The sequence below is a fragment of the Streptomyces sp. NPDC051315 genome (genome assembly GCF_044455165.1).
GTDB lineage: Bacteria > Actinomycetota > Actinomycetes > Streptomycetales > Streptomycetaceae > Streptomyces.
This window is the reverse complement of sequence record NZ_JBITEN010000005.1, coordinates 25,814-43,399: the sequence shown is the minus strand read 5'-3', so window position 1 is coordinate 43,399 and position 17,586 is coordinate 25,814. Positions and strand designations below refer to the sequence as shown.

Sequence of the window (17,586 nt, the reverse complement as noted above, 5' to 3'; positions counted from 1 at the left end):
CCTCCTCCAGGTAGCTGGCATTAATGGCCCCACATCCGCCCAACCCGGCGAAGGTATGCGGTCAGAGCACTAGAGAAGCCGGACGTCGCAGCGGCTCAGAACGTCCATGATCCTCCTGAAGTCCCCTTTCAGACGCTCACGCGACTCGGACGAGTACCGCCAGTTGAGGGTGAAGGGAGCGGTAGCTCCGAAGCCTCCGCCCAAGCAGTCGGCCAAGGCACTGAGACTCCGGCCGAAGTATCCGCCGGGACCGTTGACCGCCTCTCCGATGGCGCAAAGAAAGTCCCGGAGGTCGCCGACCACGCGTCCGTCCACCTCGTATTCGGTACCTGCGGGGTCGTCGTTGCGAGCGGAATGGGTGGCGTGGTTCACGCTGATTTCCAGCCACGCATCTCGCTGCTCCCCGGTGTACGCAAGCCAGGATCCAGGCAGCTCAGGGCCGCCGCGCCACCGTTCCGCCCACATGGCCTCCGAGCCGGCCCCGGGGCGCCAGACGAGCATTCCTCCCACCTCGAGCGATCCGTCGTCCTTCACGCCGTATCCCGTCGCGACCGACATGTAGTACCTGCCGATACGACGCCCCTTGTGGTCCAGGATCACGATCCAGACGTTGCCGAGATCGACCTTCGCGCCCCAGATCGCGGGACTGCAGCTCACCGCCTGCCATCCGTCGAACCGCAGGAGCACTGCCTCGTCTTCCGGAACCGCGTGCGAGGTATAGAAGTTCCGCACCTCACGAGCCTGGATCAGGACCGACTCCGAGTCGTCGTCGACCACCTCGTAGCCGATCTCCCCAGCCGTTCCTACCACTCCTCGTCACCCCACACTCGCCGGGGCCTTGGTCCCCGCTCCTCGTACCACGGCCAGGGAAGTCGAAGACCTTGTTGTAGTCGTGCCGGAACGCGTATCCGAGCCGATCGTTCTCGCTGAGAATTCTATGGCTGGTGAGATTCCCATCAGCACGAGGCAGTTGCCCTTCGCCCACTTTTCGGTTCCCATGGTGCGCCACCCAGGGGCGAGATCGCAGTTGTGGACGGAGGTGTTTGTCGAGCTGGCGGGCAGAGGCTGGCGAGTATCGGTGAACACGGTCGCGAAGGTCATGGCCGAACTCGGGCTGGCCGGACGGAAGGTGCGCCGCCGCCGGTCGCTGACGAGGACGGGCAAGTGGCCGGCCGCACCGGATTTCGTGTGCCGGGACTTCATCGCCGAGGAACCCGTTCGCAAGCCAGCGGCAGGACCTCCGCCAGCGGCGCACGGACAGGGGCAGCGATCACTGCTTGCGGCGGTTCAGGCGGGCCTGCCGAAGGCTCGGCGTGGTCCAGTCCATGGGCAGAGTCGGATCTTGCTTCGACAACGCCGTGCGTCAAACATGCCGGAGGCCCCACCGGAGTGACGCCGACGTCCGGTGGGGCCTCCGCACTCACTTGAGAGAACTCGATCAGCTGGGGGCGAAGAACTCGACGATGTGGCGGGCTACTTCGTCGATGGCGTCGAGGGCGTACTCCCGCCGCTCCGGCCCGGACTCCTCAACATGGAATCCCGGCCCGTCGCTCCGAACGCGGAACACCCGGTCGTCATGCCTGGGCGGGGGCGTGGTGAAGCGGAGTTCACCGTAGCTGATCTCCGGATAGAAACTCCGCAGTTCACCGAAAGGAGCGAGACGAACGAGAAGCCGCTGGCCGCCCGTGGGGTGAACCGAATCCAGCAGGTCATGCCACTGGGCCTCGGCGGCTCTTCCCTCCGCGAAGGCACGCGCCAGCCTCCCCGGCTCCATGAACGGGAACTCCGCCACGAAGTCGTCGAGGGGCTCGCCACCCTGCCAGGCGGCTACCGCCCGAAGTGCCTGGTCAACGTTCTCGGTCGCTCCGGCCGCCCATTCGACGACCCCGGGCTCGTAGATCTTGACACCGAAGACCCTCTCCTCGGCCCCGACCCAGACAGAGACAGTGCCGCGGTCGGTCACGAGATCCGCCCCGGCGAATCCTTCGACTAGCCCGTCAAGGGCCAGCCGGAGACCGGCAGCGCGGCGCTTCAGTGCCCTGGCCAGACCATCGGACATGTCGAGGTCGGGGTAGAGCACCGCCGGATTCCAGGGTTCATTCGACGACCTTTCGCTGTTCATCCCAGGGAACCGCCCCTTCGCACTTACACAGGGTGAACATACTCTTGACCGGTTTGAGGTCGCCGAAGCTGGACCAGTCGGGCTCGGGAGGCCGTGGCAGATCCACGATCTTTCCGCCCGGAACCCCCGTGTAGAAGTGCACGGAATCCCATGAACGCTGACCATTGGCCACTGCCCTGGCGACCCAGCTCATCTCGAGCTCCGTGGCCAGGCCCCCCTTGAGACCGTTCCTCACCGCGCCATCGAAATCCGTTTCCCACCCGTTCATGTTGATGCGGAGAGTGACGTTGGGGTCGCCGATCATTCGCTCCACGGGAGCCTTCCAGCCGTCGTCGGGGTTGGCCAGCATGTGGGTGTATCCCTTGCGCTCCGCCCACTCCCCGGTTCCCTTGGTGCGCCCCCCAAGGGCGAGATCGCAGTTGTGCACCAGGACCGGAGTCGCCCCCGCTGCCACGTAGTACGTGTGCGTGGTGTCGACCGTGAGGTTGTAGACGGCGGCTTGTTGTGTCCATGCGCTGACCGCGTCGACCTGGACCGATGTGCCGGAGCCGGTCTGGAGCCACTGGCCGGGCTTCAGCTCACCGGCCTTCAGCCACTTCTTCAGCTCCGGGACTCAGAGGGGTGGCCGGCGGTCGCGGTGATGGTGTCAGAACGCGGGAAGCCCCGCCACGGATTGGCGGGGCTTCCCTACTCAACGAGTAGGCTCGGCCGACTGGGTCACTCGATCAAATTTGTGGACTCGTGCGCACGTACCCGTGTCCGACTCGATGTCCACTGTCCTCAGTTGATAGACCGCCGGCTCAATATTCACCAGCAGAACACAGATGATAAAGATGGGTCATGAGCATCGACCACGCACACGCAGATGACCTCGCTGCCCTACGTGGAGCCTTTGAAACCATTCCTCACGAGCCACCACTCGGCTGGTCCGCGCTACATGCCTGCGAAAAGAAGATGGGCGTTCAACTGCCGGAACCCTATCGCACATTTGTCGCCGAGATCTGCAATGGCTGTAAAGATGGTCCACCGGAGTCAGGACTGCTTCCCCTGGGAACACTTCCAAGCGACTGGGGCGATGACGGATCACGCCGCATTCTCACGACACCGTTCCCGCTGGAAGAGGCATGGTTCTGGGCGACGGAGCCGGAGCCCTCTTCAGGCTCAGCAGTTTTCCAGGAAGACGTGTATGACCATGGATCCGTTGTTCTCGGCACCGACGGCTGTGGGATGTACTGGCATCTCGTAGTCACCGGGGACTCCAGAGGCCACATCTGGATGATCAGCGAGGCCGGAGCCGTTCCTTTCGGGGAACAGTTCGGCTACACCACCGCACATTCCGGATTTGCGGGATGGGTGAAGCACTGGGTGCAGGGAAAAGAGTGGTACGACGCAGCATAGACCACCACAAGTGTGAAGCAGGGTCCGCCGACGAAACGGCGGGCCCTCCACATCATTCGAACACTGTCGGGGCGGTTTCTGCTGACACTTCAGGCTCGACCCACGCCGCTACATCCAGAACAGGGCGGTTTACCCATTCCCCATTCACTACTTCCATGAGCGAGTGCCGCACTCGAGGTCCAACCTGAATAACGTACGGTATTCCCTCGATTTCAACTCGCCCACAGAAGATGGGCAACGATCTTGCCTCGGCGACGGACTGATGGTCAGCATTCAATACCTCAACTGCCCATCCGTCGCGGGTTGCCAGATGGATCCAGACTTCCCGTGCCCGCTCCGGGTCAAGCACACTGACGCGGGCGATGATCTCTACCGGATCCTTCCGTGTCTGCGGGGATTCATCGTTCTCGTACATGCGAAACACCTACGCTTCGCGAGCATCGAATGTCGTGTAATTATCCTAGGGGATTGCTGGCCTGCCACCACCCATCAGGCACCGCTCCACCAGACTGCCCAGACTGCCCAGCTGTTCTATTCCCCCACATGTAAACATAGTCGACACCGGTTTCCTCGTACGCCCGCTTCATCTGCGCCTGACAAGTGCCGCACGGATCCTTGTCTCCCCAGATGACTACCGTGTCACCTTTCTCTGCTTTGTGGATGCCAGCGATTTTCTCGTTCTTGATGGTCTTCGTGCCCACCACGCCAGTGGCACCCGACATCCGGGGCGACCGGTGCTCCGTGTGGCTAGCACTCATAGACCAGGGCCACCCGAGCTGTTCCTCCTCGGAACTATAGTTGCCGCTGCGAATGCTGTAGCGGTGCTTGCTCTTGCCCGTGGAGTTAAACACCTCGACATCTGCGAAGTGAGTCCTTTTAGTAGGACACTTCCATTCGGAGTTGTGAACAAGCGCCGAAGTGCGTCCAGCCACCACGTAGTACGTGTGCGCGGTGTCGACGGTGAGGTTGTAGACCGCCGCCTGCTGCGTCCACGCGCTGACCGCGTCGACCTGGACCCAGGTGCCGGAGCCGGTCTGGAGCCACTACCCGGGCTTCAGCTCACCGGCCTTCAGCCACTTCTTCAGGTCGGGGACCCAGAAGGGGTGGCCGGCGGTCGCGGTGATGGTGTCGGTGGCCTCGCCCTGGTCGCCGTCGGTGTCGACCGTGAGCTTGACGAGCTTCTTCTCGCCCTTGCCCTCGATCGTGTCGGTGACCTTCTCCTGGGAGGTCTTCCGGTCGTCGGATCGGTGGCGAGGACCTCGTCGCCTTCCTCGGCCTCCTCGATCGGTTTACCTGTGTCATCAGCGCGTAGCACTTCCGTGCCAGCGATAAAGCTGTTCGGAGCGCGGCGTTGCGGGACACCCCACGGCTATCTCGACCTTTGGGTTCGACGACTTGGAACTGGTCGCTACGAATCTGATGCCTTCCTCGAACAGCTTCAGCAGGCCGGCGCCGACTTCGCTGAACCCTGGCTCAGGTGCAGCGAAACCCTGATGGGGGTGTCGTTGGGGTCAAGATGTTCGAGACCCAGGATCACGTGAATGTCGGCAACCTTCCAGCAATCCACGTGCACGAAAGGAAATTGATCCTCATCGAGCACCAGATCCTCCGGCTCGACGGAAAATTCTTGACCAAGCAGAGAAACAAGCCGATTGGCCAGTTGCCGACAGCCATCAATCATGTCCTCATAGTCACTGGTTACAGCCCCGACATAGTCGGCCGAATTCCAATCAGTCTGCCACTCCCTCAGCGTCACACCGACGATTACCAGATCCCCGCTATGCCCAATACCCAGAGGCAGACCATTGTGACCCAAACGCTTCGGATATGGAAGGGACACTGAGCCGATGGGCTCCCAGCCCGACCGCACCAGCGCGGACGAGATCGCCTCAGCGTCCCACGGACGTTCGAACCGTACAGCTCCGTCTACAAGCTGAAGCACCGGTCCCAAATCGACGTCAAGCATCATTTTTTCATCCCAACTGCCGACACGTGAAAGACCCGAAGAGCACCGCTTTCCATCTCCTCTGGAAACCACTCCCGGAATACCGCCCGGTAAAACGCGGCACCACCCTTATTGGAAACAGCGTAGCGGACACCACTGCCCCCCAGGGCGCTGTTCAACTCCAAGAGCCGTCGTGCCTGGCTGACCGTGCTTTCTTCGCTGAAGACTGTCTCCGAGTGTGAAGGGTTATAGCGACTCTGGGACCAGCCATTAGGATGGTCATTCCCAGTCCACTTTGCCTCAATGATAAAGCCATTCTCATCCGGGCCAGCATCTACCTTGGTGAGCCCTCCGTTGTGCCGCCACCATTGCTCTTCATTTGTACCAGTGGCATGTTCTTGGTACCGGAAACCAACGTTAGCCCGCTTCTGCCTATCAGAGATCGGGTACCTGCCCTGAAGCACAGGACAGTCGTCATTGTGAACCAGGGTGGACGTCTCGCCCGCCGCCACATAGTACGTGTGCGCGGTGTCGACGGTGAGGTTGTAGACCGCCGCCTGCTGTGTCCAGGCGCTGACCGCATCGACCTGGACCCACGTACCGGAGCCGGTCTGGAGCCACTGGCCGGGCTTCAGCTCACCGGCCTTCAGCCACTTCTTCAGGTCGGGGACCCAGAAGGGGTGGCCGGCGGTCGCGGTGATGGTGTCGGTGGCCTCGCCCTGGTCGCCGTCGGTGTCGACCGTGAGCTTGACGAGCTTCTTCTCGCCCTTGCCCTCGATCGTGTCGGTGACCTTCTGCTGGGAGGTCTTGCCGGTCGTCGGGTCGGTGGCGAGGACCTCGTCGCCTTCCTCGACCTGTTCGATGGGTTTGCGGCTGCCGTCGGCCATGACGACTTCCGTGCCCGGCACGAAACTGTTGGCGGAAGCCATCGAGGCCACGTCCATCGCCGTGCTCGTGCACTCGACCGCGGTCTCGATCTTGTCGGCCACGTCCTCGGTCTTCTCCGCGGCCTTGGCGATGTCGTCCGCGTACTTGGCCGCCTTCGCCGCCATCCGTCCGGCCTTCGCCGCCCGCACCGCCGCCGCGCCGGCACCGCCGAGCAGGACTCCGCCCACCGTGGCCGCGGCCCAGGCGCAGGCCTCCATGTCGCCCTTGGTGACGCAGTTCTTGATGTCGTTGAAACCGGTGACCTCGCCGACGACATTGCCGACCGTCTTGACGCCTTCCCAGACCTGGCCCCAGTCGACCGCCTCCGAGACGGTCTCGATGACGCTGCCGGCCTGCTTGACGACCTCGTCGCGGAGGGCGTCCACGGTCCTGGCGACATCGGCCACGACCTGGACGGCCAGGTCGACGACGAGCGCCGGGAGGTTGGGGTCGCCCGTGACGATGGCTTTGCCGACCGCGATCAAAGGCTTGGCCGCAGCGACGATCTGCGGGATCGGGTTGTGCTTGGCCGCGTAGGAGACCGCTGCCTTGGCCTTCTTCGTGATGTAGACCTTGGCCTGGTAGGCCGCCCGCGCCGCCTGTCTGGCCTTCTCGCGGGCCCACTGGGTGATGCCCGTCTTCTGGCCGACCCACCTGACGGCGTTGACGGTGGCGTCGACGACCGTCTTCAGGCCCGACTTGCGGTACAGATAGCCGGCGGCCTTGCCGACATAGCTCAGCGCCTTGGTGAGCGCGGCCCCCGGGTGGCGCACCGCCCACTGCACACCGTGATAGACCGACTTGGCGGTCTTGTAGGCGTAGCTCGCGCCCCGGGTGATTTTATTGCCCGCCCACTTCACAGCCTTCTTGCACCAGCCGCAGCTCGGCCAGTGGCCGTCCGGGTCGGTGTAGTCCATCGGGGCACCGGCGCCGTAGGTGTAGCGGTTGGCCAGGATCGAAGCGCCGGAGCTGTACGTGTAGGAGTCGCGGGAGTCGAAGGCGCCGGTGCCCGGGTCGTACCAGCGGGCGTGCATGTTGACCTGGTCGGTGTCCGGGTCGGTCCAGTCGCCCTGATAGCCGACGTTGCCGTCCATACCCTCGGCGCCCTCGGCGCTCGCGGTGCCGCGGACCTGGCCGAAGGGGTCGAAGGCCGTGGACTGGTCCAGGGCCGTCGTCGCGCCGTTCGTCGCCGACATGTTGCCGACGATGTCGCCGTGCTTGTCCTCGAGCGTGAGTCGTGCCGTGCCGCCGTTCTCGGCGACCGCCATGAGCTCGTCGGCGGCGCCGCGGCCGTACGTCGACGTCTGGTCCTTGACCGGGTCCGGTGTGAAGCCGGCGTAGGTGAAGTCCACGCCGTTGCGGGCCGCGACACGGTCCAGCGAGTCGTAGGTGTACTCCGTGCCCGACTCGCCCGCCTTCACCATCCGGTCGAAGGCGTCGAAGGTGAACTCCTCCGTCAGGCCCGAGCTCGTGCGGCTCGCGAGCGTGCCGCGCGGCGTGTGGTCGTAGGTGTAGTCGCCGTCGGACAGCAGCCGGTTGCGCTCGTCGAAGGTGGCGGTCTTGCTGCCGTTCTTCACACGGTTGCCGCTGTCGTCCCAGCCGTACTCCGTGGTGGTGCCGTCCGCCGTCCAGGACGTCAGGCGGCCCGCGTGGTCGTAGCCGTAGGTGCTGGTCCCGGCCTTGGCCGTGCCGGCCGTGGTCTTCGACGTCAGGTGGTCGTCGGTGTCGTAGCCGTAGTCGGTCGACGCCATCGTCTGGCCGGCGCTGTTCTTCAGCGTGTCGGTGTCGAGCCGGCCGAGGTCGTCGTAGGTGAAGGAGCGGGACTGGCCCGCGCCGTAGTCGACCTTCTTGACCACGCCCGCACCGTCGTAGGTGTAGCTCTGCCGCACACCGGTCAGCGGGTCGGTCGCCGAGGTCAGCTGCTGCTTGGCGTAGCTGAAGAGGGCGGTGCCGGCCGCGTCGGTGCGGCTGGTGAGCAGGCCGTCGTTGTTGTACTCGTACGTGGCCTCGCCGGAGGGGCCGGTCGCCTTCAGCAGGCCACCCCGGTCGTTGTACTCGTAGGTGTTGTCGCCCTTCGGGGAGGAGGCCTTGACCAGCCGGCCCGCCGGGTCGTACTGGAACCGCTTCTCGGGGGTGGTCACTTCGGCGCCACTGCCGGTCTCGCGGACCAGCTGGCCGGCCTTGTCGTACTCGCGCTCGCGGACCACGTTGCCGGGTGCCGTGAGCTTCACGGGCTGGCCGGCGGCGTCGTACGCGGTGGTCCAGGTGCGCGCCTGAAGTGCCGGGTCGCGGGCCGTGGCGGGCTCGATCACCGACTCGGCGAGGCCGAGCGAGTTGACCGTGTAGATCGTGGTGTTCCCACGGCCGTCGGTGTAGCGCGTGCGGTTGCCGAGCTCGTCGTAGCCGAAGGACGTGGTGATGGACTTGGTGTCGGAGACCGGCTCGGTCTGGCTGGTCAGCCGGTTCAGCGCGTCGTACGTGTACGTCGTCGTACGGTCCAGCGGGTTGGTCGACGTGACCAGGTTGCCCGCCTTGTCGTAGGTGTAACTCACCTTGCGCAAAAGGCTGTTGACCGGGTCCAGGTCCTTGTCCTGGACGAGCTGGCCGAGCTGGTCGTAGAGCTTCGCCGAGGTGCGGCCCATGCCGTCGGTGCGGCGCACCTCGCGGCCCGAGGCGTCGTACCCGAACTGGGTGATGGCGCCGCTCGCCTCCTGCAGCCTGGTCAGCTGGCTGAGCCCGTCGTAGGTGTACTGGCTGACCGCGCCGCTCGGCGAGGTCTGCTTGACCACGTTGCCCGCGTCGTCGTACTCGACGCGGGTGGTGAAGGCGCCGGGCAGCGGCTTGCGCTCGATCTGGGTGGTGGTGACCGGGCGGTCGAGGTCGTCGTACGTCGTCTCGGCGCGGGCGCCGTTCGGGTCGGTGACCGACAACACCTGTCCGGTGCGGGTGTAGGTGTACTTCCACTGCCCGCGCTCGTCGCCGGTGCCGACGGGCACGTCCTTGACGGTGAGCCGGTTCTGACGGTCGTACTGGAACTTCGTCACGCGGCCGAGCGGGTCGGTCGTCTCGGTGACGTTGCCGAGCGCGTCGTACGTGTTGGTGACCGTCGGGGCGACGGTCTGCGACGAGCCGGGCGCGGTGTAGGCGGGCGCGGTCGCGGTGACCGGGCGGCCGAGCCGGTCGTAGGCGGTGCGGTTGATGCGGCCGAGCGCGTCGACCGACTCGGTGACCGCGCCGAAGGTGTCGTAACCGGTGTAGGTGGAGGGCCGGGACGTCTCGGGCGCGCTGCCGCCGGACTCGGTCTGGACCTCCGGCGCGGTGACGGAGACCGCCCGGCCCAGCTCGTCGTAGCCGTACTCGGTCTTGTTGCCCGCCGGGTCCGTCTTGGACGTGGTGAGTCCGCGGTCGTCGTAGGTGTAGAGGGTGGTGCGCGAGTCGGTGCTGTTCTCGACCGTCTCGTGGGTGACGTTGCCCGCGTCGTCGTACTGGTAGCGGACGGATTCGCCGCTGACGCTCACCGGCCAGGGCACGTTGGAGGGGGAACCGCTGGACGCGGTCGTCTCCACGTTGCCGGCGATGTCGTAGGTGTAGGTGGTGCGCCTGTTCAGCCCGCCGGGGTCCATGACCTCGGACTTCACCCGGCCGACCGCGTCGTAGGTGTAGGCGGTGACGAGCTTGCCGTTGGCGCTCGTCTCGGTCAGGACGTTGCCCGCCCCGTCGTAGGTGTTGGACTCCACGACGATGTCGCGCTTGGTGCCGTCGGGGTTGTGGAAGTCCTTGAGCGTGATCGACTTGACCAGGTCGTCGCCGTAGTACTGGTAGATCAGCGAGCGGCCCATCGAGTCGGTGTGCCGGACCAGGCGGCCGCCCATGTCGTAGGCGTACGACTGCAGGACGGTGTAGCTGTCGTCGCCTCCGTCGTCGTCCCAGTCGCGCAGCCGGGTCTCGGCCATCATGTTGCGCGCGGTGTAGACGTAGTCGAACTGGTTGCCGTTGGCGTCCACCATCGAGGTCTTGTTGCCGAAGACGTCGTAGGTGTACGTCGTCTCGTTGCCCTCGGCGTCGGTGACCCGCTCGGGGCGGCCGTGGTCGTCGAGTTCGAAGGTCATCGCGCGGGTGGCGTCGCCGCCCAGCAGGTCGCTGATCTCGGTGCGCACGACGTTGCCGTCGGCGTCGTAGGTCGTGGTGGTCTTCTGCTGGTGCCTGGCGGAGGTGACGACGTTGGTGGCCGCCGGGTCGGTGAGGGTGGCGACCCGGGAGAGCTTGTCGTAGGTGAAGGTCGACGTGGTCCCGGACGGGTGGGCGTCCGTGACGACGGTCTCGGTGAGCTTGCGGCCCAGCGCGTCGTACGTGTAGGTGGTGACCCGCCCGGACGGCTCGGTCACCCGAGCCAGGTCGCCGTTCTTGTAGTACTGGTAGCGGGTGATCTTTCCGCGCGGGTCGGCGGTGGTCAGCGGCAGCCCGCTGGGCGTGTTGCCGCCGCCGACGGCCTGTTCGACGCCGGTCGTGTAGGTGTTCTTGGACGTGCCGCCGTCGGGGGCGGTCTGCGTGAGCAGGGCACCGCTGGTGTTGTACGTGTACTGGGTGCGGAAGCGGTTGTCGGTGGGGCCGGACGAGCGGCCGTCCCGGGTCTCCGCCGGCTGGTCGCTCCGCAGGTCGAAGTCGCCCGTCGGCACCGGGTAGGTCGTGTACGAGGTCTGGCAGTCGCCCGCGGCTCGGCAGGTGGTGCGGCTGGTCACATTGCCGCGGTCGTCGTAGCCCAGGGTGACCTTGTCACCGTTCTCGCTGATGATCCCGGTCTGGAACCCGTTGTCGTTGTACTCGAAGGAGCGGATGGCGACGCCGTCGACGGGGTGCCGGATGAAGTCCGGCTCTCCGCCGCCGTCACCGGGCGGGTTGGTGCAGAACGCCGGGTCGCCCGGGTCGGGCTGGGTGCAGATCTGGCCGGGGTCGGTGGGCGACGGGGACGGGGCCGCGGTGACGGACTCGCGGGCGCCGAGGGCCATCGGCTCGCCGTAGCGCAGCAGTCGCGAGGACAGTCCGTCGTACTCGTAGAAGTACGGGGCGTCCATCGGGTCGTGGACCTCGACGGTGCGGCGCAGGTCCCGGTCGTTGCCGAAGACCGCGGGGGTGCCGATCTTCCAGGTGCCGCCGTTGCGGTCGGTGTACTCCTCGACCCGGTCGCGCGAGGCGTCGTACTGGACCTCGGAGGCGATCCGGCCGCTGGGCAGCGTCGTCTTCGTCAGGACGTCGGCGGTCCGGCCGGCCTCGCGGTAGTGGGCCGTGACGGCCGCGGAGCCCAGCGGGTGGTGGTAGACGGCGACGTCGTCGATGGTGCCCGCGAAGGACTTGGCGGCGGTGGAGCCCCAGCCGGGCCAGGAGGCGGGGGTGGTGGCGTGGGCGGCGCCGATCTGGTTGTGGGTGAGGTTCGTCTGGAGGGGCTGCTTGCCGGTGATGGTGCCGGAGAGCTTGCCGTCCAGGTAGAGGCTCTGGTTGGAGCCGGACATGGACAGCACCGCGTGGTGCCACTTGCCGTCGTTGACGTTCTTGGTGATGTCGGTGATCGGCGCGATGGAGCCGGTCCAGAACTGGCCGCGCAGCTTTCCGTCGGTGCCGACGTACAGCATCGGGACACCGGTGCCGGGGGCAGTGCCCCAGGCCTTGTCCTGGTAGCCGACCAGCGGTCCGCCGACGCCGGTGGCGATCGTCTTGAACCAGACCTCCACGGCGGCGTCACGGCTCTTCTTCAGCGTGCCGGCGGGCAGGTCGATCCGCGAGGTGCTGCTGCCGAAGGTCGCTGCTGTGCCGGGGTCGCCGGCGATCGCGCCCGCAGCCTTCAGGGTGACGTTCTGATAGGTGCCGCGGTCCTTGCCGAGGTTGGCCTCGTTGGCGCTGTTGGCGGCGGTGCCCTCCTCCTCGCCGAGGCGCCAGTAGGACTCGGGGCGGGAGTCGAGCACGGTGGTGCTGTAGTGGCTGCCGGTGCCGTAGGTGTACTGGGTGCAGCCGTTCAGCGGGTCGCAGACCTTGTCGAGCAGGTCGCCGGTGTAGGTGTACGTCCAGGCGAGCGGGGCGCCGTCGACGGCGGTCGTCTGGACCCTGGTGACGTGCGCGCCGGTCCAGGTGAAGGTCAGCGAACGGGTCGTCCGGTTGTTCGTCGCGGTCGCGAGCTTCCCGGCGCTGTAGGTGTAGGTGACCGCGTTGGAGTACGGGTCGGTGATCTTGACCAGCAGGCCGGAGGAGCTGAAGTCGTACGTCATACCCGACTTGTCCTGCAGCTTGTAGGTGCTGGTCGCCGAGTCGAGGGTCAGCTTGGCGAAGCGGCCGGGCGGCGGGGCGAAGGTCCCGTCGGCGTTCTTGCCGAAGCGGACGTCCTGGCCGTCGGGGTAGCGGATGACGACGTTGCCGGTGCCGTCGTCGTCGGGCGTGAGCCGCATGTCGTAGCGGGTCGTCCAGCCCGCGCCGAAGGCGAGGTCACGTCGTGGGTCGAGGCTGTTGTAGGTGCGGATCAGAGTGAGTTCGGGGCCGACACCGGCGATGGACGCGTCGACGGCGCTGGAGGTGAAGTTGCCGACGTTCGGGTCGAACTCCTTGCCCTGCGCCTCGGAGAGTCGCGAGGTGATCTCGGGCTGCGGTACGGCGGCGACCAGCGCGACTTGAGCGGTGGGCACCTCGTTGGTCGCGTCCTTGACGAAGCCGCGCCACAGGTAGGTCTTGCCCCACTTCAGCCGGCCGGACGGGACCGGGTAGGCAGAGCTCGTCTGGTACGCGGAGGTGGTGCAGGCGGTCGGCTTGCCGTCCTTGTCCGACTCGCAGATCTCGAACTTGTACTGGAGCGTGGAGCCGGGCGGCGCGTCGATGTCGGTGCCCGCCGCCCACAGCTGCGGGGTCAGGGTCTGGGCCTGGTAGCCGTTCGGCGGGAACTGCTCCTTCACCACGGGGGCGATGTCGAAGACCTGGATGGTCAGCCGGCCCGGCGGAACGTGCTCGTCGGTGAAGACCTTGCCGCCCTGGCGCACCATCGTGAAGTCGAGCAGGTAGACACCTGGCGGGAGTGCCTTGATGGTGGCGTCGACGGTCGCCTTGGCGCCGCGGGCCACATTGCCGGGGAGGCTGCCCGCGCGCTGCTGGGTGACCAGCTTGCCCTTGCTGTCGTACGCCCGGTAGGCCAGGTAGTAGGTGGACGGCGTCCAGGTCTCGGCCCCCTTGTTGGTGACGGAGACCTTGACCTTCCCGGCCTGGTTCTGCAGCACCGGCGGGTCGGGGACGGGCTTGGGGAAGCCGTAGGACGCGTTGTACGGCGAGTGGGTCACGTACAGCTTGGGCGGGTTGGCCGTGGCGTGGCCGGTGAACTTCTTGAACCCGAGCGAGTCGGTGGCGGACGCCCGCAGCGACAGGCCGTGGTTGGCCTGGGTGCCGTTCACCCAGCGCTGCACCAGGTCGCGGCCGCCCTTGCCGAGGTCGAAGAGCTCACCGGCGGCGGGGCAGGCGGACCGCGACTGCCCGAAGCCTATGTAGCCGTATGCGAAGGACTTCGAGGCGAGCGCGCTGCCCACCGAGGGGCCGGGGTAGGCGGTGCCCGTGCCGGCGGTCCAGGACTCGGTCACGGGGTGGACGGAGACCGGGCGCGGCGTGCAGGAGGCCGAGTCGAAGTTCACGACCTGGAGCTGCACACCGAAGATCTGGTGGTACTTGAGCTCTTCGTCGAGTCCGGGGAAGCCGAGGTACGCGGCGGAGGCGCCGTCCGGACCCTTGCCGACGTGCAGTTCGCTGGAGCCGACGACGGAGCCGCCGCTGCGGACCGTCATGGAGGTGGAGGCGGACGTGGTGTCGACGGAGGGGTCGATGCGGACGGGGTAGGCACGGTCCGGGTCGGCGAGCCAGTCCCGGTCGGCGGTCACCTTCAGCGCCTGGCCGCCGCCCTGCTGCTCGACGAGTTCGTACGACACGGCGTGCGAGACGGTGTGGGCGGCGTCCTCCATGAACCCGGCCGGGATGACGGCGCGGGTGCGGCCCTCGGCATCGGTCAGCAGAATCGATCCGCCGTCGGCCTTGGCGGTGAGGCCCTCGAGGTGGAGCGGGAAGACGAAACTGTTCGGGGCGGTGGCCGACTTCAGGACGAGGGTCTCCTTGACGCCGCCGGCCTGCGAGTCGAGCCAGAGGTCGGTCTCGGGGAGCACCTGCTCGTAGCCGACGCGGGCACCGTCCGCGGTGCCGGCCACGGAGGCGGCGCCGCTCAGCCCGTAGCCGAAGGACTCACCGGACGGCAGGGTGACGGAGGCTAACTCTGCGGCGTCGGCCCGGTCGGCGAGGCGCAGGGCCACGGAGTCGGCGGCGTTCACCCAGCCGCCTGCCTGCTCGACCAGTTCGCTGCTGATGGGCCGCCAGGCCCCGGTGGAGTCCCGGTAGTTGATCGGGTCGGTGGAGATCTCGCTGGTGCGGGTGCCGTCCTCGTTGGCGTACGTACGGCTGTGGGCGTCCCGCTCCGAGACGATCTCCTTGCTCGTCCTGCGGTCGAAGCCCTTGACCTGCGCGGGCGCCGGCGGGGTGACCTCGACCGCGTTCTTCCGGACCGTCGGCCGGGCGGCGGGCGGGCTCTTCAGCGGGTACTTGGCGCGCAGGGACTGCGGCGCGTCGTCGTTGCGCGGACCGCCCGCGAAGTGGCTGAGACCCTCGGCGCTGCCCCAGCGCTGGCCGGGGCCCTTGGCGGCGGCCGGCTTCTCGGGGAAGAGCGGGATCCCCGCCCCCGCGATGGCGAGCGAACCGACGGCGATGACCGCTGTCACGGCGAGTGCGATGGCCTTGCCCCAACGGGAACGCAGGAGTCTTGGCATCACTAACGTGCGCGCGATTCTCCGGTACGTCGGCACGGTCCCCCCACAGGACGAAACGATTGATCAAATGGGAGCCTGACGGCTCGTCGGGTTTCTTGTCGACTCATTGACCAGTCCATTCACCTGAGCGTTATTTCATTGTGATCATCATCTTTCGACGCCCAACTTAGGCTTCCTGACGTCCACTTACGGCTCGAGCTCGCAGGGGGGGGGCTTCCGCCGGAAGCCACACAACGGGCTGCCCTGGGGCGCCTTGTTCGACGGAAGGACACGACGAATCCACATGGCATTCATTCGACACCGCAGAGTCGGCCGACTGACCTCCGTGACAGCGGCCGCAGCCGCAGCACTGCCGCTGCTCGTCGCCGCGCCGGGCACGGCACGCGCCGCCGATTCGGCGACCTGCCCGGCCAACGGCCGTACATACGTCACCAACACGGCCGGTGAGCTCCTTCGGTACACGATGGCCAATCCGCTGACGGGTTCGACCTTCTCGACTCACCAGAAGGTGGGCTCGGGCTGGGGGGCATACGGGAAGGTACTCGCCGGCCCGGACGGGCAGTTCTACGCGTTCAAGTCGGACGGCACCTACTACGCGCACCGCACGGAATCCGGCACGTGGGACGTCGCCCCCAAGCGCGTCAGCACCGCCCTCGGATGGCTGTCGAACGCGGCGGACCGCGAACAGGCCACGGTCGACCGGTCCGGCTGGCTGTGGGTCGCGGACAACCTGGGCCAGCTGTACGCGTACCGCTACGACGCCTCGATCGAGGGCCTGCGGTCGCTGAGGGTCCTGGACAAGGGGTGGGATCGCTACAACCTGATCACCGCCGGCGACTCGGGCGTTCTCTACGGTCGGGCGACCGACGGCAGGCTCTACCGTTCCCGTTACGACTTCGCCAGCCAGCGCTGGCTCGAGCGCCACGTCCTGGTCGGCTCCGCGGGATGGGGCAACTTCAAGACCGTCACCGCCGGCGGCGGCGACACCGTGGTGGCCGTGCAGACGTCCGGCGCCGCGGTGTACTACCGCTACGACGAGAACACCGGTACCTGGCCCGTACTGGCGAAGCAAGTGGCGGCCGCCGGCTGGCAGAACTTCACCAACGTCACATCCCGGCCCGACAACTGCGGTCTTGTCGCGAACCACACACCCACGGCGACGCCGCTGCCGCTGGAGTCGTACACCCCGAACGCCGTCATGCAGGCGTCGGACGGCAAGCTGGAGCTCGCCTACACCGACAACATCGGCCGCCTGGTCCACGGCCGCACCGACCCAGCCGTCGTCAACAGTGCCCAGTGGACGGTGATCTCGGGCCAGGAAGCCTTCACCGGCCGGCCCTCGCTCTCCGAGCACACCGACGGCCGCGTCGTCGTCACGGCCCACAACACCTCCGCCAGCGTCTGGCAGCGCGACCAGGCCGCGAAGTCCAGTACCGAATGGGCCGCTTGGAAGGACTTGGCGGGCGCGATGCAGCAGCACGCTGTCACGGCGAAGGCACCCTCGGGGCTGCTGGTGCAGTTCGCAGCGGACGCCAACGGTGTGCCCTGGTACCGCCTTGAGAACGTGCCGAACAACACCTTCATGGGCTGGATTCCGCTGCCCGGCACCGGCTTGACCGGACCCCTCACCGCCGTCACCGTGCGCGACGGCATCCAGCTCTTCGGCAGGAAGGCCGACGGCACCCTGTCCACCGCGCTCTTCAAGGAGGACGGCACGCTCACGGCGTGGACCGGCATGGGCACCCAGACCATCGCCGGCACTCCGTCCGTCGTCATCTACCCCGGTTACCGCATGCGCGTCTTCGCCACGGACGCGAACGGCAACGTGGTCACCACCAGCCAGTCCGCCGAGGGCGGGGCCTACGGGACCTGGGAGACCGTCACCGGCATCACCGCACAGGGCTCCCCCAGCGCCGTCATCTCCCCGCTGACCGGCCTCACCGAGATCGTCGTCCGCGGCACCGACGGCACCGTCCACAACACCGGCGAGACCAGCCAGGGCAGTGGCGTCTGGCGCGCCTGGGATCAGGTGACCTCCCAAGCCTCGGCCACCGAGCCGACCGCCTTCACCTACACCGGCCCCACCGGCCCGACCTGGGCCTACACCTTCCGCACCACCGACAACCAGACCCGCATCTACGAGGTCCAGCAGACCTCCTCGCTCAGCGCGATGCGCGCCGAGGCCGACGCGCCGGACTTCCGGGGCAGCCTGCTGCCCGCCCCGCAGGCCCAGTGATCACCGCGTCCGGGGAGGTCGGAAACGAGCCGTCCTTCCCGGACGCTCATGAGCCGTTCGTTCCTGGAGGCGCAGGTCAGGTCATCGAGTGGATCGTCTGTCAACTCATCGCCGAGCTCGGCTGGTT

Annotated in this window: 9 protein-coding genes and 1 pseudogene; 2 read left to right on the top strand and 8 right to left on the bottom strand. The window is 66.9% G+C overall.

What is annotated here, in order from left to right:
* Window positions 1–69: 69 nt before the first annotated feature.
* The 4 genes and pseudogenes from ACIBBD_RS11530 to ACIBBD_RS11515 all read right to left on the bottom strand — a co-directional run.
* Window positions 70–777 (bottom strand): barstar family protein, encoded by a 708-nt coding sequence (locus ACIBBD_RS11530; RefSeq protein ID WP_399419133.1) that lies wholly within the window; start codon window positions 775–777, stop codon window positions 70–72.
* Between the two features lie 661 nt (window positions 778–1,438).
* The gene (locus ACIBBD_RS11525; RefSeq protein ID WP_399419132.1) at window positions 1,439–2,080 is read right to left on the bottom strand and encodes a hypothetical protein; all 642 of its coding nucleotides are present in this window, start codon (window positions 2,078–2,080) and stop codon (window positions 1,439–1,441) included.
* 16 nt (window positions 2,081–2,096) lie between these two features.
* Entirely contained in the window at window positions 2,097–2,471 is a 375-nt protein-coding gene (locus ACIBBD_RS11520; RefSeq protein ID WP_399419131.1) for a hypothetical protein, read from the bottom strand.
* A 96-nt stretch (window positions 2,472–2,567) separates the two neighbouring features.
* Window positions 2,568–2,699, bottom strand: a pseudogene (locus tag ACIBBD_RS11515) (hypothetical protein); the annotation flags it as partial.
* A 263-nt stretch (window positions 2,700–2,962) separates the two neighbouring features.
* Between ACIBBD_RS11515 and ACIBBD_RS11510 the strand changes: the two are divergent.
* Window positions 2,963–3,520, top strand: coding sequence for an SMI1/KNR4 family protein (locus ACIBBD_RS11510; protein WP_399419130.1), 558 nt, complete (start codon window positions 2,963–2,965; stop codon window positions 3,518–3,520).
* A gap of 52 nt (window positions 3,521–3,572) precedes the next feature.
* Here the strand turns inward: ACIBBD_RS11510 and ACIBBD_RS11505 are convergent, their stop codons facing one another.
* From ACIBBD_RS11505 to ACIBBD_RS11490, 4 genes are all read right to left on the bottom strand, one after another.
* Window positions 3,573–3,935, bottom strand: coding sequence for a hypothetical protein (locus tag ACIBBD_RS11505; RefSeq protein WP_399419129.1), 363 nt, complete (start codon window positions 3,933–3,935; stop codon window positions 3,573–3,575).
* Window positions 3,936–3,975: 40 nt separating this feature from the next.
* Window positions 3,976–4,452 carry a hypothetical protein gene (locus ACIBBD_RS11500; protein WP_399419478.1) on the bottom strand — a complete coding sequence of 159 codons (477 nt, stop codon included), beginning with the start codon at window positions 4,450–4,452 and terminating at the stop codon, window positions 3,976–3,978.
* Between the two features lie 506 nt (window positions 4,453–4,958).
* Window positions 4,959–5,489, bottom strand: coding sequence for a hypothetical protein (locus tag ACIBBD_RS11495; protein WP_399419128.1), 531 nt, complete (start codon window positions 5,487–5,489; stop codon window positions 4,959–4,961).
* The gene (locus tag ACIBBD_RS11490) at window positions 5,486–15,175 is read right to left on the bottom strand and encodes a polymorphic toxin-type HINT domain-containing protein (protein WP_399419127.1); all 9,690 of its coding nucleotides are present in this window, start codon (window positions 15,173–15,175) and stop codon (window positions 5,486–5,488) included. The genes ACIBBD_RS11495 and ACIBBD_RS11490 overlap by 4 nt, the downstream gene beginning before the upstream one ends.
* A gap of 331 nt (window positions 15,176–15,506) precedes the next feature.
* On the opposite strand from ACIBBD_RS11490, the gene ACIBBD_RS11485 reads away from it, so the two are divergent.
* A complete protein-coding gene (locus ACIBBD_RS11485; protein WP_399419126.1) occupies window positions 15,507–17,459 on the top strand; it encodes a tachylectin-related carbohydrate-binding protein in 1,953 nt (650 codons plus the stop codon).
* Window positions 17,460–17,586: the final 127 nt, after the last annotated feature.

What these genes read in the sequence shown, in the direction of transcription:
- ACIBBD_RS11520 (WP_399419131.1), bottom strand. Translation starts at nt 2,471, where the DNA reads ATGCTGGCCAACCCCGACGACGGCTGGAAGGCTCCCGTGGAGCGAATG.
- ACIBBD_RS11510 (WP_399419130.1), top strand. Translation starts at nt 2,963, where the DNA reads ATGAGCATCGACCACGCACACGCAGATGACCTCGCTGCCCTACGTGGA.
- ACIBBD_RS11505 (WP_399419129.1), bottom strand. Translation starts at nt 3,935, where the DNA reads ATGTACGAGAACGATGAATCCCCGCAGACACGGAAGGATCCGGTAGAG.
- ACIBBD_RS11495 (WP_399419128.1), bottom strand. Translation starts at nt 5,489, where the DNA reads ATGATGCTTGACGTCGATTTGGGACCGGTGCTTCAGCTTGTAGACGGA.
- ACIBBD_RS11485 (WP_399419126.1), top strand. Translation starts at nt 15,507, where the DNA reads ATGGCATTCATTCGACACCGCAGAGTCGGCCGACTGACCTCCGTGACA.